The 17,004-nt window shown below is 42.0% G+C and carries 11 protein-coding genes; 4 read left to right on the forward strand and 7 right to left on the reverse strand.

Going from position 1 to position 17,004, the window contains the following annotated elements:
* Positions 1–347: 347 nt before the first annotated feature.
* Genes LCH52_01190 through LCH52_01200 form a run of 3 tightly spaced genes read right to left on the reverse strand, consistent with a single transcriptional unit; the run spans position 348 to position 4,620 of the window.
* Positions 348–1,805, reverse strand: a complete 1,458-nt coding sequence (locus LCH52_01190) for a sigma-54 dependent transcriptional regulator (protein ID MCA0387087.1) — start codon at positions 1,803–1,805, stop codon at positions 348–350.
* Positions 1,806–1,826: 21 nt separating this feature from the next.
* A complete protein-coding gene (locus tag LCH52_01195; protein ID MCA0387088.1) occupies positions 1,827–3,299 on the reverse strand; it encodes an ATP-binding protein in 1,473 nt (490 codons plus the stop codon).
* 7 nt (positions 3,300–3,306) lie between these two features.
* The gene (locus tag LCH52_01200; protein MCA0387089.1) at positions 3,307–4,620 is read right to left on the reverse strand and encodes an extracellular solute-binding protein; all 1,314 of its coding nucleotides are present in this window, start codon (positions 4,618–4,620) and stop codon (positions 3,307–3,309) included.
* Between the two features lie 251 nt (positions 4,621–4,871).
* Here LCH52_01200 and fucP point away from each other — a divergent pair, with 251 nt between their 5' ends.
* From fucP to LCH52_01215, 3 genes are read left to right on the forward strand one after another with little or no spacing between them, the layout of a single operon-like run.
* Positions 4,872–6,188 (forward strand): L-fucose:H+ symporter permease, encoded by a 1,317-nt coding sequence (fucP, locus tag LCH52_01205; GenBank protein MCA0387090.1) that lies wholly within the window; start codon positions 4,872–4,874, stop codon positions 6,186–6,188.
* A 9-nt stretch (positions 6,189–6,197) separates the two neighbouring features.
* On the forward strand, positions 6,198–7,406 hold the full coding sequence (locus LCH52_01210; GenBank protein MCA0387091.1) for a glycoside hydrolase family 5 protein: 1,209 nt from the start codon (positions 6,198–6,200) through the stop codon (positions 7,404–7,406).
* Positions 7,407–9,245, forward strand: coding sequence for a hypothetical protein (locus LCH52_01215; GenBank protein MCA0387092.1), 1,839 nt, complete (start codon positions 7,407–7,409; stop codon positions 9,243–9,245).
* A 20-nt stretch (positions 9,246–9,265) separates the two neighbouring features.
* Here the strand turns inward: LCH52_01215 and LCH52_01220 are convergent, their stop codons facing one another.
* Complete coding sequence (locus tag LCH52_01220; protein ID MCA0387093.1) at positions 9,266–11,647, reverse strand: SpoIIE family protein phosphatase; 2,382 nt, start codon at positions 11,645–11,647, stop codon at positions 9,266–9,268.
* A gap of 54 nt (positions 11,648–11,701) precedes the next feature.
* Positions 11,702–13,417, reverse strand: coding sequence for an ATP-binding protein (locus tag LCH52_01225; protein ID MCA0387094.1), 1,716 nt, complete (start codon positions 13,415–13,417; stop codon positions 11,702–11,704).
* A gap of 196 nt (positions 13,418–13,613) precedes the next feature.
* Here LCH52_01225 and lhgO point away from each other — a divergent pair, with 196 nt between their 5' ends.
* Positions 13,614–14,804 (forward strand): L-2-hydroxyglutarate oxidase, encoded by a 1,191-nt coding sequence (gene lhgO, locus LCH52_01230; protein ID MCA0387095.1) that lies wholly within the window; start codon positions 13,614–13,616, stop codon positions 14,802–14,804.
* 14 nt (positions 14,805–14,818) lie between these two features.
* On the opposite strand, the gene LCH52_01235 is transcribed toward lhgO, so the two are convergent.
* Together LCH52_01235 and LCH52_01240 are read right to left on the reverse strand one after the other, a co-directional pair.
* Entirely contained in the window at positions 14,819–15,463 is a 645-nt protein-coding gene (locus tag LCH52_01235; protein ID MCA0387096.1) for an NAD(P)H-binding protein, read from the reverse strand.
* Positions 15,464–15,471: 8 nt separating this feature from the next.
* Complete coding sequence (locus LCH52_01240) at positions 15,472–16,938, reverse strand: sigma-54 dependent transcriptional regulator (protein MCA0387097.1); 1,467 nt, start codon at positions 16,936–16,938, stop codon at positions 15,472–15,474.
* Between the last annotated feature and the right edge of the window lie 66 nt (positions 16,939–17,004).

Consider the following 17,004-nt stretch of genomic DNA (forward strand, 5'->3'; position numbering starts at 1 on the left):
ACACAGCATGCTCGCTGTGTTTTATTAGTTTTTAAAAATCAAATACATTTGGTTTAGTTTTTATCGGTTATAAATTTAATCAACATTTTAGCTCCTCCTTCTTATTAAACATCCATGTAAAACTGCAAAATCTCAATGAAATTGATTCGATGATCATCACAATTATTCCTTAGCTAATTATGCAAATTACGAGATTATCTCTCACTTGCAAAAATAAAGTTAAAATTTTGACTAAACTATAGAATTGAGTCGCAGAATTTATAGCAATTATAGTATTTCTGACAAATTTTACTCAAATTTTCACAAAGTTTTTGTAATCCCTCCAGGTGCACCCTCAACAAAAATCTTTACTTCAATCCCAGCTCCTTCATCATCCTGTAGTAATTGGGAGGGGCAAGTCCCATCTTCTTTGCAGCATCCGAGTCGGAGACCGAATGAATCCTGACAAAATTAAAGTACCGCTCTCTGAATATCCTTTCAGCGTCCTTCAGATCGAGGATTTTCTCCGCATTGAAAAGATCCTTTAAGGTGTCGTTATCCGGGAGAACATCAAACATCATCCCGAGAGCCTTTGTGGCTTCGATCGGCGAAATAACCTTGTCAGAACTGAAGAGTACCCTCTGAACCACATTTTTTAGTTCCCTCACATTACCGGGCCACTCATACCGGGTGAATATTTGCATGGTTTCAGACGGGATGTGGGGCTTCTCCCTCCCCATATCCACGCTGTTGTTGTGGAGGAAATGATGGATTAACAATGGGATGTCTTCCACTCTCTTTTTTAAGTCGGGAACAATAACAGGGAGAACATTCAATCTGTAGTAGAGGTCTTCCCTGAACCTTCTGTCCCTTACCTCCTGTTCGATGTTCCTGTTCGTAGCGGCTATCACCCTGACATCAACTTTTACTGTCTCGGTCCTGCCAATCTTTTCTATCTCACCTTCCTGAATCACCCTGAGGAGTTTTACCTGGGCGTTAAGAGGAAGTTCGGTTATTTCATCAAGGAAGATCGTTCCGTGGTTTGCGATCTCAAAAAGTCCCGGTTTTTTCTTGTCGGCTCCTGTAAAAGCCCCTTTTTCGTAGCCAAAAAGCTCACTTTCAACGAGCTGTTCGGGAAGACTTCCGCAGTTGACCACGACAAAATTCTCATATTTTCTGTCACTTCGGTAATGAATGTTGTGGGCAACAAGTTCTTTTCCCGTCCCCGAAGCACCCTTTATCAGGATGTTAATGTTGCTTTTAGCCAGCCTCAAAATGTCTTCCTTGAGCGATGTCATCAACGGGGAGTCGCCGATTATCCTCCGCTGATGAAGAATATCTTCCACATTTCGCTTGATTTTTTGCAGGGATCGCATCCTTTCCCTCTCGAGCCAGCTTTTTTCATGAGCATTAAAGATACTCAGAATGAAATCGGTCGGTTGGTAGATGTAATCATCGATGTCACCGGGATATTTGGTACAATACCAGAACGCCCCTGCCTTGATAAGTTTATTGGCAAAGTGATAATCTGTAAGATTTATTGTCATTTTGGTAATAACAATAATCTGGATCGACTGATCAACGGTCTTGATCTTATGAATCAGTTCCTCACCCATCAGTCCCCCGGAAATCTGGTAGTCCATGATTACGATATCGATCTTCCCTTTATTTGTCTCAAGGTACTCAAGTGCCGCTTTTCCGTTCGAGACATAATGAACAATCTCCATCTTGTCAGAGAAGGGCTGGACGGTCTTTTTCACCCTTCTTACATCGAATTCTTCATCCTCAATCAGAAGGATACTTATATTTTTATCTTGAAAAATCATTACACGCTCCGAATGGTGTTATCAGTGTTTTATTGTAATTGTAAATTTGCATCCTCTTTCAGGAAGGTTCTCGGCATCGAGTTCCCACCCGCAACGCCTTGTCATTTCCCAGGCGATATAGCAGCCATATCCAGAGTTTCTCAATCCCTGGGATTTTGTTGTGGTATTTTCCACAAAAATCATCTTTAATCCGTTCTCATTCAATTCGAGAAGATGAGGATCAATTCCTTTCCCGTTGTCGCGAATAATCAGTCTGGAACACTTTCCCTGTTCGTCGTGGATAGTCTGAACCGTAATGACAAGTCCCGATTCAGAACCGTGATCAATGCTGTTTTGTATCAATGGCTCAACAATTTCCCAGACGACGAACTCGTTTACATTAACTACAGGCAAATTTTGTTCCAACTCGCAAATTATCTTAAATGCATCCGATTCTGTGGAAGTTCTGCGGAAGATGTTATCCACGATGAATGTGACCACTTCGTTTAGGTTTGTTCTGAAAATCTGATTCCTGATCGTCTGGATCGGGGGTTCGTACCACTTCATGTCATAGATTACACGCGATACGAAATTGGAATATTTGGTTACCCTGTATTTTATTTCATCGCTGTTCCCTGCCTCGAGTTTCCGAAGGTCCTCCTTGATGAATCCCATTATTTTTTCGGCTTTGTGGTGGGTATGATATATCCTTTTGGTAAAAATCAGTTCGTTCTCATAGTTTATCTGCTTTTTCAGATTCTTTTCATGCTCTTCAAAAAGGAGGTTTTGTGTTTCATCCCTCTCCTTTACAGTATAGGAAGAGATAAAATACATTGCCAGCAGACCCAGCGTAATCAAAGAAAGGTATATAACAGAAGTTTCATCATAACTGCTGATAACCTGATCACTGATTGTACTGAAATCAGGTGAAATCAGCATATAGATGGCGCCAATGAACTCACCCCTGATCACAAACGGGACGAATATATGGAAGGTTTGTTTGTCCGGTATTACACTTTTTATCCTCTCGGTTGCCTTGAGTTCCCCCTCGACAGACTTGTACAGACTTATCACTCCGTTGTCTGCGGTTGATACCTTTGACGGAAATTTCTTTTCAATAAGCGCTGAATAGAGGGTTTTCCCGTCGTTGATGCTGTATATTTCACTGCCATCGTGCACGATCAGGAAAAGTTTGTCGACATTATGAGTGAGCTGTTGCTGACTGAATATGATATCGAACGACTGTATCACCTGCCTCTCCCGTTCGGGTTCGAGGTTCGTTGCCGGATTCACGGATTCAACAGCGAGTTCTATTGCTGTGGCGGTCAGATTGGCTATCTCTTCAGCCGACTCTTTCTGGTACCAGTCCTGGGTGGTATCCAAAAAATTCTTAATGGAGGACTTGTTGATAAAGGAAACTATCAACTGAAAAGAGAAGAGTATTATAAAAAGGACGGTGACATGCCTGAACTCGAAGTGATACTCTTTTATCTTGTCAGAAAACTTCTGTTTCATGAATTGCTCATTTTAATTTCAGATCTTTTTTAATCGCAGTGACTGTTGCATCTCCGCTTTTATTGTTTTTAATGGCATCGTTAAGGTGTTTAACAATAATGTCTGACAAACCGGTGTAATCTTCAAATATCGGTCTGTGTACACCCGATTCAAATAATCTGGCGTAAAATGTCAGTTCCGGATGTTGTGCTGTAAATTCTGCGTCTTCATAAACCGACCTCTTCACGGGCAGCACATTTCCTTCCTCATAATGAAATTTTTGATTTTCATCAGAAAGGAGATAATTGACAAACCTGACGACCTCTGGGATGTTATCAGAAAATTTGGAGATCATCAGATTCCAGCCCCCAAAAACATACGCTGGTTTACTACCCGAAATGTGTGGGAGTGGCACAGCCTTCATTTTACTCCGGTATTCCTCCTTCAGTGCAGCGGTCGAAGGGCTCAGAAAACCGGGCCAGCCCCTGAGGGCAAACCCTTCATTGTCGAAATAATACTGGTAGCTTTGGTTTTCTTTTAAACCAGTAACATCAACGGGTGAAATTTTTGATTTGTGAACAAGATCAACCAGGAACTGAACCGCCTCTCCGGCAACCTTGTCATTCTTGCTGATATTGTCGTTTTTCAGACTGATCTGGTTGTTCATATTTGTCATCACTTCCACGAAGCTGCACATAAGCCCTTCATATTCATCTGCCTGAAAAATGTAAAACGGTTTGTTTTTCCTGTTATTTGCAGCATCAACCAGACTTTTTAGTTCCGTGAATCTCTCCCATGTGATCGACCCGGCAAGCTCCTTTTCAAACACTTCATAACCCGGAACTTTCTTCAGAAGATCATCCCTGTAAAACATTAAAGCGATATCAAAATAGAGAGGAATTGCTACAAGTGAATCGTTGGTGTAACTTGTTGGCAGGAAATGGGGCATGATGTTGTCAACAAGATTGGAATCCAGCAATCTGTTTAACGGCAAAGCCCACCTTGAGAATCTCGGAACCCAGATGATATCTACACTAAAAAGGTCTATCCTGCTGCTCTTGCTTCTTAGATATCTCGCTAAAAGTTCTTTTCTCTCGTTCGTGCTGAATTTATCGAAAGAGAGGTCGATCGTCTCAACCCTGATTCTGCCTCGGTATTCAGCGTTAAATTTATTTATGATCTTGTGAAGCGCCGGAGAAATGTTGTCTGCGTAATAGATTACCTTCTCCGATTTCTTGAGATTTTCATCATAAGAGACCGGAGAAAATATAAAGACAATAAGGACAAAAACCGTTACGAGAACTGTACTCGCCACGATATAAAAGATCTTTTCGAGATTCATGGAATTTCCGCAAACTTTTAGTGCAAATATAGAATATTAATTTTCCTCTTTTCCCACCGATTTTATTCGTCTGTTTTCCCCGGGATTATTATTTTGATAAGTAAAAATTATCAAATTAATAAAAACTAAAGGCGGGGTGTGAAATAATAGTACAAAAATAATGCCTAAAGTTAATTAAACAAATCGGGCACAGTTATTGCGTAGATATTATCTTTGTTAAAAGTACTTTCAGTCTTTCTATTGGAGAACAAATGGCTACACTGGTTACTAATGCCGGCAAAACAAAAAGCAACGGAAGCAATAAAGGTTATCTTCCCGAACTTACTATCCTCACCTCACTCTTTTTTATGTGGGGTTTTCTGACTTGTCTTAATGATATACTCATTCCACATCTGCAGAATGTCTTTTCTCTCAACTATACCGAGTCGATGCTGGTGCAGTTCACTTTCTTCCTGGCTTATTTCCTCGTTTCCCTTCCATCAGGAAAACTTGTTGAAAAAGTCGGCTACAAAAAAGGAATCGTGCTCGGACTTCTGATTGCCGGTGTGGGTACCCTGATTTTCTACCCCGCTGCGGGTCTCAGATCGTATCCGGTTTTCCTGTTGGCATTCTTTATCCTCGCTGCTGGAATTACACTCCTTCAGGTGGCTGCCAACCCTTATGTAACCATTCTCGGAAAACCTGAGACAGCTTCATCAAGGTTGAACCTGACACAGGCTTTCAATTCTCTTGGCACAACAGTTGCTCCTTATTTTGGTTCACTACTGATTCTCTCGACCGCTGTAAAAACCGCCGAAGAGATGGCAAAGATGTCTCCTGATCAGGTTGAACTTTACAAAGCAACAGAGGCAGCAGCAGTTCAACTCCCTTATCTTGGACTCGCTGCAGTGCTTATTCTTCTTTCGGCAGTTTTCGCCATTATAAAACTGCCGCAGATAGAAGCCGACAGCGTTGAATCCGAGGATGGCAGCCGTGTCAGTTACGATGATCTTCACAAGAGTGCATGGGGATACAAACACCTGATTCTCGGAGCAGTTGGTATTTTTGTTTATGTTGGTGCCGAAGTGGCTATCGGAAGTTTTCTCGTAAAATATTTTGTTTTCCTTGATAAATCTCTTCAGGAAGTGGATGCCGGTAAACTTGTATCCTTCTACTGGGGTGGTGCCATGGTCGGCAGATTCATCGGCTCTGCTGTTCAAAGGAAAATCAATCCCGGAATGGTTTTAGGATTCAATGCCGTTGCCGCTGCAATTCTTGTTGTAGTTTCAATGCTCACAAACGGGCAGGTTGCCATGTGGTCAATCCTCCTTGTCGGACTTTTTAACTCGATCATGTTTCCGACCATCTTCTCACTCGCTATTAAAGGTTTGGGCAAACATACAGGACAGGCATCGGGTATTCTTTGCATGGCAATAGTTGGTGGAGCTCTTATCCCTGTTGTTCAGGGTGCAATTGCCGATTCGATCGGAATCCATCACGCATTTATCCTTCCTGTTATTTGTTATGCTTTCATCGCTTTTTATGGTGTGAAAGGAAGTGTTCCCACATTTGAAAAACAGGCAAAGTAGAGGCTGACGGTGAAATATTTTCTCTTTGTCCTGCTGATAATTTCTTTTGGCACTCTAAATGCCCAGGGAACGGGTTATTTTTCCACAAAAGGGAAGGAAATTGTTGACCCGCAGGGAAAGCCGGTTCTCCTGAAGGGAATCGGGCTTGGTAACTGGCTCGTTCCGGAAGGATACATGTTCAAGTTCGACAAAGTGAGTTCACCACGACTGATAACCGACCTATTCAAAGTTCTTTTGGGTGAGGTGGAGGCGGAAAAATTCTGGAACAGATTCAGAGCCGACTACATCACCCGCGAAGATATAAAATTCATAAAGGAATGCGGATTCAATTCGATCCGCATTCCCTTTAATTACCGGCTCTTTGTTACCGAAGCCCCTTATCATGAGCTGAAAGGCGTTGGTTATGCCCTTCTCGACAGTGCAGTAAATTGGTGCAGGGAGTTCGACCTCCCCGTAGTGCTCGACATGCATTGTGCCCCCGGGGGTCAAACCGGAGACAACATCGACGACAGCTACGGCTATCCTTTCCTTTTTGAATCGGAAGAAAATATCCTCCTTACAGAAAGAATCTGGGTAAAACTCGCCGAAATCTACAAAAACGAAAAAATTATTATCGGTTATGATCTTCTAAACGAACCGATTGCCCACTACTTCGACAAGGAAAAACTGAACCCCCTGCTCGAACCTTTCTTCATGCGATTGACATCGGCAATAAGAAAAGTGGACAGAAACCACATCATTTTCATTGCCGGTGCTCAGTGGAACAGTAATTTTTCTGTCTTTGGCAAACCGTTCGATGACAATCTCGTTTACACTTTTCATAAATACTGGACTCCTCCAACCAAGGATGTAATCATTGACTACATCAACTACGGTGAAAAATATAATGTGCCGATATGGCTTGGTGAGTCAGGAGAAAATACAAACGAGTGGATTAACGAATTTAGAATTGTACTTGAGAAGGAAAACATCGGCTGGTGTTTTTGGCCCTACAAAAAGATGGAAAGTCCCCGTGGAGTAGTCTCGATCTCAGCACCGGAGGGATACGATGGTGTCATCGATTTTGCCAAAAATTTTGATATCTCCTATGGGTATATTAGAGATGCAAAAATTGATTATTCAAAGATGAAAACTGTTTTCAACAAGTACCTCGAGAATATTAAACTGAAAAACTGCACAATCAATAAAGAATACCTGAAAGCACTCGGATTGAAATAAATGTTCAAATCCCTCTCCATTTTTTTATTCTGCATCGCGTTGTCCTCTGCTTTTGCTCAGGACAACTCCGTTGTCTTGTCCGAGATCGGCTCCGAAAAAATAACCGCCAGTGAATTTAAATTCAGGTATGAACTCTCTCCCTTTGTTTCCCACAAAAACGGATGGAATAAAGATTCCCTGAAAGCTGATTTTCTCTATTCCATGATTGCGGAAAAACTCTGGTATCTCGAGGCTCTCGATAGAGGACTGGATCAAACGGAAATTTTCAAATTCTATTTTAACCCCCTCAGAGACATCTATTTACGCGATGCCCTTTTCAAAAAAGAAGTGGAATCTGCGATTATCATCTCCCCTGATGATATAACCTACGGAATTTTCAAAGCAGGCAGGACACTTAAAACGACAGCGTTAGTATCGAAAGATTCATCTCTGATCAACGAATTCCACTCACTGATCTCGAAAAAAACCGTATCAGTCGATTCCATTTTGAAACTGCCGCGGTTTGCTTCAATCGCACAAAATCCTTTTGAAGTGGAACTTGGCACCCTGATGGATGAGGAAGTCGAGAACCTCCTTTTTAGTCTGAAACCGGGAGAATTTACATCCCCAATCAACAGTGAAGCTGGCAGAATAATATTTTTGATCAAAGATATCATCAGTAAACCACTGGATTTGACCAACAGCAAAACTTCACAACAGATCAAACAAAAAATCAAAGAACGGCGTGCGATGCACAGAACCCGTGACTATATGCGGGAATTGACGGCAGGAATCACAATTAATATCGACGAAAAAAGTTTTCGAAATGCCGGCGATGCAATATTTAAAGTCCTCTCGAGATCAGTTGCAGGTGGCAAACCCGCTTCTGACTCAACAAGGATACTGACTGACAGTGAATTCGCCGAGGTGAAAACAATTCTTGGTGAAGAAGGGTTGAAACAGCCCCTTTTTAGCTTAAAAACAAAAACCGTAACCGTTTGGGATTTCCTGGCAAATCTTGCATTCGAAGAACACAGGTTCAGTCCCGTGAATAAAAAAGCTCTCCTGCAAAAACTTAACAGGGTTGCAAAAGACTTTGTTCAGCAACAGATTCTCACCGCTGAAGCCGAAAAACAGGGACTGGAAGGTTTGCCCCAGGTTCAAAAGGAATTTGTATCATGGAAGCAAAACATCCTCTCACAGATGCTGAAAGTCTCCTTTCTCGACTCAACGAGGGTATCCGATCAGGAAATTGAAGAATATTACAGAAAAGATGTTCTTAAGGACAAAGATTTTCTCCTCGTAAACCTGCAGCTCATTACCGTGAATAACCTTGAGGAGATTGAAACCATACTGAACTCCACCGGCAAGGAGAAATCGTTTGATCAGATAGTCCGCGGGTACGGCAAGACCGATCCGCTTGTTGATGAGTCAGGCGAAACAGGACTGAAGCCCGCAATCTTTCTTGGAGATATTGGTATAATCGCAGCCAAACTCGATCTCAACCAGCTTTATGGACCCATTAAAAGAGGGGATGGATATTCTCTTCTGATGGTGAAGGAAAAGAAATCGATGAACGATTCACTGAAGATTGATTTTGACAACTCAAAAGAACTGCTTCGAGGCTACCTCTTCCAGAAAAAACTGAACGAATTTATCTCGAAAAAAACGGTTCAACTGTCGGCTAAATACAACGCAAAAGCTTACGAAAACCGTCTTAAGGATATCAAAACCACCGATGTTGTCATGTTTGTTCATCGCCTTATGGGATTTGGAGGCAGAATTTCAGGAGTTCCACTTCTCGACAACTGGGCAGATTTTATCGATATCAAGGAACTTAAGAGAGAGCTGATTCCTTAATCCCTGCTGAGAAGTCTCTGCTATTCCTTCTGTTTTACAACCACCAGAGTAAGATCATCTTTAAGTGCGGTTTCCCCCCTCCACTTTTCCGCAGATTCAAGGATTGCGCTCAGAATTCTTTCCGCATTTTCAGTTCCTGTATTGCATAATACGGAGTGAATCGATGTCATACCCCACATTTCATTTCCCCCGTTGAACAACTCCATCAATCCGTCACTCATAATAACCAGCACATCTCCACTCCCGAATTCAATTTCTTCCATCGAATACGGAAAATCCGAAACGGCTCCAAGTGGCATAGCCTTGATTATGTGGTTCTCCACATCACCTGATTTTTTCCTGAAAATCAGAATTGGCGGCATCCCGGCGGATGTGTAGGCGAGTACCCCATTTTTGATGTTCACGAGAGAAAGACACATCGTCAGCATCTTCAGATTCATGTTTTTAATTGCGATGTTGGCTCTTTTTATCATTTCCAGAAGTGTAGTTTTCCCCGAAAGTACATTCAATAGCCCTTTTGTGGCAATCACCATGTTACCGGCTTTCAAACCATGACCGGTGGCATCACCTACCGCAATTGTAAGCGACCTGTCTTCCTGCGGGAAGAAATCGTAATAGTCGCCCCCCACTTCTGTTGCAGTTTGCAGATAAACGGCAATTTCCAGACCCGGAACCTCCGGTATTTTTTTTGGAAGCAATGAGAGCTGAAGCTCTCTCGCCGATTCCAGTTCCTTGCTCTGCCGTGCGTTTTCAGCTTCGATTAATCGCCTCTCAAGTTCGAGTCCGGCAGCAATTCTTTCCTGTTCGAGTGCCTTTTCAGAGAGGGATTTTACATTTTCCAGTTGAGTTTTCAGATCTTTGTTCACATAGGCAAAATTGTAGGAAAGATAAAGAGACATTGCCGCAATCAGTCCGAGAACACCAAAAACATAAACCTGATTTGACCCGAAGAACTGGATATCGATAAACCGGTAGTCGAGCAAAATCTGGTATCCGACAAAAAAGACAAGTATTGCAAATCCGGCAAAGGATATCCATCCACCCTTGCGGGAAGTTTTTATGTCACTTTTTAGTATGGAATAACCAAGGTCTGTCATCGAGATGCCGAAAAATATATAGTTTGCTGTGGAAATATCACCCACGGGTCTAAGATATGCCCAAACTGCAAGACCAATAAAACCGGCAACATAGACTCTCCAGCGACCGGGAAACTTTACTCTACAAATGCTCCAGGATGAAAAAAGCCCGAAAAGAACTGCAAATGGGACGGCAATCGAATTCATGCGGTAATAGAATATCATCAAGGAAGGATCGGTTACCACCTGCTTCTCATATCCGAACCATGTTACACCCGCAAGTCCGAGAAGACTTAAGGAATAAAATAAATTTTGCCTCTGTCCCGGGTAAAAAACATATAGAAAAAAGTGAAGAAGAAACAGAATAAAAGGAACCATCGAAAAGAAAGTCTGATTGAATGTGTATCTTTTCGCATCCGAGAGGAGTTTGTTTATAGTCTCTTCAAGCGGAAACAACTTTATGATGAACCCTGCATCGAAATTCAGAGTCGTGAGGTCTTCCTGATTATGATTCTCGTAACGGACTGCAATCAGGTGCTCCCTTTTATTGTCGAGCTGCAACTCCTTTATCTCGGTCATCAGCCATGTTTCGCTTCTGCTGTCGGCTTTTGATGCCGAATTAACAGGGTGAATTAACCTTCCATTGTAATAAACATCGCTTGTCCCGAGTTGAAACATGGACAGACCAACAGTTTTTCCGTAAAGTGTGGAGTCGATGATGAAATTAAATCTGAACCAGCCGGCACCCTTCCACTCTCTTGTTTCAGAACTGTCAGGCAGAAGCATTGAATTTGCCCTTTTCCAGTTTCTGTCATCCACCCCGGGAAGTGCCCATTTTGAGTTGTCTTCAGAATTGAATTTCCCGCTGAAGTTAAGATCAACCGACCTTTTTCCGGGGAAAAATCTGGATTCCGAAAGTTTCAGAGTATCGCCCGAAAAATCATTCAACCAGCCATACAGTTTTAAATTGATTGTTGTATCTCCCTGAGGAACAAGAGGGTAATCCTGAAATGGCAGTCCGGATCTGTCTGTTGCCTCTCTCCACCAGTCACCCGCTGTAAACTTGAACCGGATTTTTTCACCCTTTACAACATCGAATGTCTTCACCCACTGGCTGTCATTCAGCCTGTCCAGCTTTATTTTTCCTGCATCCCATTCGCCAAGATACTTCGCATTTCCTGCAATATACACCTGATCATTTTTAATCGTTTCGTCAACCGTAACAACAATTTTTAGCTTTTGAAAAACCGGCTGTTCTCCACCACAGGAGGAAATATTCAGTGCCAAAAGAATTGTTGTGGTGAGAAAAATCGATTTTTGATGCATTAAAAGTTTGTTGTTGATACTTATAAATTTTGCATTATATTTGAATCCGGCAAGCTATACCTTAACCACTTCCACTTCAAATTTGCCTGAAAACAAAAGAAGATACGAGTGGAGTGTTGTGCCCTGAGTGACCTGCAAAGAGTCTCTGTATTTCATTATTTGTTCAATGCCCTCTGTCTTTATCTTCTCATACCTGGATTTTTCTGCTTTCCTTATATACTTGAATTCGAGAAGATATTCATGTTTTCCGGGATTCAGTTGTGTTTTTCTAATGATTAAATCAAGATATCCTTCATGGGTTTCGAGTTCACTCGTTGTATGAAATGCATTCGTTCCCATCAGGATTGTCATGAAAATCATTTTCAGGTTGCTTTCCCTGAAATTTTTCAGATCCCTGAATGAAATCAGCCCCATAACTTTGCGGGCATAATTCACTAATCTCTCAATTTTGCCGTCGAATGCGAGTTCCTGGATAAGCAAACCAATTTCCCTGTTATCGTAAGTGAAGTTGTTGTCTCTCTCATAAACAGAGCGAAGAAATTCCCAGTATAATTGCTTGACCACATAATTGGGAATCCGGTATGTATAAAGCGAAAAGACTGCTTTTTCGATTGTCAACAATCCGTTGTAATAGAGGAGTGATACAGCATCCATTTTTGTGTAGGGCTTTTCAAGGTTATATTGCAATGTTAGCCCCTCCTGAATTTCCTCATGAGTTAAGATATCTTCAACTATTGCATTGAAGTCCTCTTTTGGCAAAAATTGTAATATCCTGCCGATTTTTGTATAATCCGAGGTAACATTGATATCCGCCATTTCACGCGGATATGTAAAATTGTCACAAAACTTTGAAAGAAAACTTATTACCATCTGAGGGTTGTATAACTTTTCTACCGCCTCGGGAGAAAATCTGCTCCCGTTGTACCATGCTTTCATATCAGCAACAACCTGTTCAAGATCAAATTTTCCCTCTTCGTAAATCGTGGCTTTTATCATCTCTCTCAGTTCATTCTCTGTAAACCCTGCCATTTCATGAAACTTGTCGTCTAATGTTATGTTCAAAGCCACATTAAACCCGCTCGTCATGCTGTCAAGAGTAACAGGTGTTACACCTGTGGCGAAGAAACGGTCAACTGTTCCATCTCCCATATACTGCTTAATGACTTCATAAAACTTCCTTACCCATCCGTTTTGCGATACAATCTCTTTAAAATGAGTGGTGTTAAATGAAAATAATTCGTTGGTAAACTGGTCGTATTCATCGATCAATATGTAAATTTTACCATCAGGCACATTCATTTTAAAACGGGTAAAAAACTTCCTTAGGAGTTCAGGTGCCGAGAGTTCTTTTGTAAAATTTTGTTCGTCACCCTCAGAGGCAATCGAATATGTGTTGAGGAAACTTAAAATTTGTGTCACAACTTCAGTATTAAACTCTTTTTCAATAGTTTCTACCTCCTGGGTTTTTATCCCGCTGAAACTAAAATTCAAAATGTGGTAGCTGTTCCGAAGTGGTGTCGTATTTTCCGGTTTGCCGATGAAATATTCTCCGAATAATTCCTCAAACCGGTTACGATGCTGGACCCCGTAATAGTATTCAAGCGTTGAAAGAAGCGTTGATTTTCCGAACCTTCTCGGGCGAAGAAAGAAAAGATATTTGTCACTTATCGATTCGAGAATCCTGATGAAACCTGTCTTGTCAACATAATATCTGTTCTCTTGCAATAAACCGGCAAAGTTTGGTGTTTTGGATGGTATTCGCTTCTTCATTTTTTCGGCTCGCAAATTTCTCTTAATCAGAAGGGAAATATAAAAATTAGTTGGGAGTTTATAGGCATTGGCTATTGGTTACTCCAATTCACACATCTCCCCGAATCGGATGATTTATCGATGATATTTCCAGATACCGGAAATCTTTACCTAAATTTCGTTTCGATTTTTTCCAAATTACAGACTCATACTTAAAATGAACTATGACTATCTTATTATCGGCGGTGGAATTGTCGGCGCAGCCACTGCTTATTCCATCCTTAAAAAGAAACCCGGCAGCAAACTTCTTCTTATTGAAAAGGGTGATTCCCTCTCACAACATCAAACGGGGAACAACAGCGGTGTTATCCATTCGGGACTGTATTACAAACCCGGATCACTGAAAGCGCGAAATTGTACCATCGGCAGGGAAATGATGTATAAATTCTGCGAGGAGCACAACATTTACCACGAGAGATGCGGCAAAGTGGTTGTGGCAATCTCAAAAGAGGAAATTCCGCGACTAAACGACATCGAAGCACGCGGAAGAGCAAACGGACTTGAGGGAATCAAGAGACTTTCGATCGACGAGATCCGCCGGCATGAACCCCGTTGTGCCGGAATCGACGGATTGTTTGTTCCACAGACGGGAATTGTGGATTACAGAAATGTAGTCGCCAAACTTGCTGAACTGATAAGCGGTCTCGGCGGAGAAATCAAGCTGAACTGTGAATTTATTGTCCTCAAAACTTCGGGAGACGAGTTGATTTCCCAAACCACAAAAGGCGACATTTCAACCCGTTTTCTGGTGAATTGCGGAGGTCTCCATTCAGATGTGATTGCGAAACAATGTGGGGTTGACCCTGAGATAAAGATAATCCCGTTTCGTGGAGAATATTACAAACTCGCTCCCGGGAAAGAATATCTCGTCGAGAACCTTATCTATCCTGTTCCCGATCCTGCATTTCCATTTCTTGGGGTACACTTCACCCGAATGGCAAAGGGAGGAGTTGAAGCAGGACCAAATGCCGTGCCCGCTTTTAAGCGCGAAGGATACAGTTGGGCTGATTTCAGCATGAGCGACACCATCGAATTTCTCACATTCCCCGGTTATCTGAAAATGAGTGCAAAGTATGCATCAATGGGTATGAAAGAGATTTTCCGCTCATTGAATAAAACAGCTTTCACGGAGGCACTTCAAAAACTGCTGCCCGAAATTCAGGAAGAGGATCTGGTTAAAGGAGGTGCCGGAGTAAGAGCACAGGCACTCGACAGAAACGGTAAACTGCTTGATGATTTTTACTTAAAGCACACCAGGAATATGCTGCATGTACTGAATGCTCCTTCTCCTGCGGCTACGGCATCATTGAGTATTGGAGAGTATATAGCAGAAGAAGTTTTTAAGTAGTTTGCGGGGAAAAATCATCTTCCGATTATCTCCGATTCAACTATATTGATTCCATTTTTTCCTGAGAGTGTGGCATCGATCATCGCTTTTGCAACATAAGAGCCCTCAACAGGTTTGTATCTTTTCAATCTTCCGAAGAGCAGAAAGCCAAATAAATTAAACAAAAATTCAGCGACCTTTTCACCCGTTCTCGATTCACCTCTGTCTCCCAACAGAAGTGACGGTCTGAAAATGTGGACTGTCTCAAATCCCGATTTTGAAACCGCCGCTTCCATTTCTCCTTTGGTTCGCAGATAGAAATTGGAGGTGCCGGTTTTCGCTCCGACAGAGCTGACAACACAAAACTGCTTAACCCCGTTTCCGGCAGCAACGGATGCAAAATCAGCCACAAACTGGTAATCAATTTTCCGAAAAGCATCCTGTGACCCCGCTTTTTTAATTGTGGTTCCCAACGCACAAAACAGCACATCTCCCCTTAGCAGTTCTCTATATGAATGAGGCTCATCAAAATTTACGATGTGTTCCTTCAGCTTTGAATGCGATATTCTCATACCTTTTCTAACCAGAACAACAACCTCATCAAACCCGGAATTGTCCAAGAGCTGTCTGACAAGTTCTTTGCCGATGAGTCCGGTTGCACCAATAACGATTGCTTTCATATTAATTCTCAATTCTTTTTGTAATACCGTTTTACCCAGTTGTCGAGGGTTTGATGATTTTCGAATCCAAGGATTTTTGCAATCTCCTTTTTTGATTTAGCCGTCTGAAGTGCGGCTTCATACAACTTTGTGAAGAGTACCGAAATGTTTTCGTTTACATCAAGAGAATCAGGAGTGGGGGCAGTAACGCCCTCGTGTAATCCCATTTTCATGATGGAATTTGAAGCCTCCTCCTCCGAAATTACATCGGATGAAGCAAATATTATTAGTCGCTGAAGGGTATTAATCAGTTCCCTCGTGTTTCCCTGCCATGTGTGAGTCTGTAAAACCGTCATAGCTCCATGTGAGAGATTTAGCCCCGTAGCACCGAGAGCCGGAGCCAGCCTCGCAAACAATTCTTTAATTAAAAGTTGCAGATCGTCTTTCCTGTTTCGAAGAGGTGGTATTTCAAGTCTGACTACGGCAAGCCTGTAGAATAAATCTTCCCTGAAATTCCCGGAAGTAACCTGATTCATGAGAGTTTTGTGTGTGGCTGCAATTACTCTTACATCTGTCTTATGAAGTGCGGGACTCCCCACCTTTGAGAATGAGCCGTCATTCAGTATCCTGAGTATCTTCACCTGTGCCTCTGCTGGAAGATCACCAATTTCATCAAGAAACACAGTACCTCCATCTGCAACCTCGAAAAAGCCTTTTTTGTCGGTGTTGGCTCCCGTGAATGCACCTTTCACATATCCAAAAAGCTCCGATTCCACAAGATCCTTGGCAATTGCACCACAGTTAATTGTTACAAAAGGTTTTGCGCTTCTTTGGCTCTTTTTGTGAATTATTCCGGCTAAAACCTCTTTACCCGTACCCGTCTCACCTTCGATCAGCACAGGAACATCAAATTCTGATACAATGAGGGCTTTATTAAAAATATTAGTCATTGAGTCAGAGCGAAATATAACTTCGCTGAAGTCAGGGTCTCTCGAAATTTCTTCTGCTGTCAGGAATTTCCTTCGACTCCCCTCTACAAGATTTAATTCTTTGTAAAACTCCAGTGAAAGATCGAACGGAAGGTTAACGAATCGGAGTCCCTGCTCCTGTGTCGTCTCAATTAGTTGAGCTTTTACCCGGGTTTTTGAAATGAGTATCCAGACCGCATGCATTGCGGGTGTTCCGGGACTGAGATGGAAAATCAACTCTGCTTCCGGGAATTTGGACTTTTCTCTTTCAACAGTTTCCAAAACTCCCAAATAGATTTCTTCATGAAATGTAGGAGAAGTTAACCTGATTTGAACAATCTCAACCTCACTCAGGGTTAGTCTCTTCAACCTTGCAATAAAGTTGTTGACCTCCTCATCACCAAAATTGTTGAGAAGCACGATCCTGTCGGGATTTATCTTCCTGACGGCAACAGCTATCGCTGCATCTTCATCCCTCGATGCGGATACCATATCCTGTCTGCCAATCCAACTGAACAATATTTTCATATAAAAGTAAAATTTTTTACTTCTAAAGTAATAATTCTTATCTTCCCCTGCAAAACTCCATTCAAA

It is taken from the genome of Bacteroidota bacterium, from assembly GCA_020161395.1.
Taxonomy (GTDB): domain Bacteria; phylum Bacteroidota; class Ignavibacteria; order Ignavibacteriales; family Ignavibacteriaceae; genus UTCHB3.

Coding starts and splice junctions, on each gene's coding strand:
- LCH52_01190 (MCA0387087.1), bottom strand. CDS start 1,805: ATGATTTTTCAAGATAAAAATATAAGTATCCTTCTGATTGAGGATGAA.
- LCH52_01195 (MCA0387088.1), bottom strand. CDS start 3,299: ATGAAACAGAAGTTTTCTGACAAGATAAAAGAGTATCACTTCGAGTTC.
- LCH52_01200 (MCA0387089.1), bottom strand. CDS start 4,620: ATGAATCTCGAAAAGATCTTTTATATCGTGGCGAGTACAGTTCTCGTA.
- fucP (MCA0387090.1), top strand. CDS start 4,872: ATGGCTACACTGGTTACTAATGCCGGCAAAACAAAAAGCAACGGAAGC.
- LCH52_01215 (MCA0387092.1), top strand. CDS start 7,407: ATGTTCAAATCCCTCTCCATTTTTTTATTCTGCATCGCGTTGTCCTCT.
- LCH52_01220 (MCA0387093.1), bottom strand. CDS start 11,647: ATGCATCAAAAATCGATTTTTCTCACCACAACAATTCTTTTGGCACTG.
- LCH52_01225 (MCA0387094.1), bottom strand. CDS start 13,417: ATGAAGAAGCGAATACCATCCAAAACACCAAACTTTGCCGGTTTATTG.
- lhgO (MCA0387095.1), top strand. CDS start 13,614: ATGAACTATGACTATCTTATTATCGGCGGTGGAATTGTCGGCGCAGCC.
- LCH52_01235 (MCA0387096.1), bottom strand. CDS start 15,463: ATGAAAGCAATCGTTATTGGTGCAACCGGACTCATCGGCAAAGAACTT.
- LCH52_01240 (MCA0387097.1), bottom strand. CDS start 16,938: ATGAAAATATTGTTCAGTTGGATTGGCAGACAGGATATGGTATCCGCA.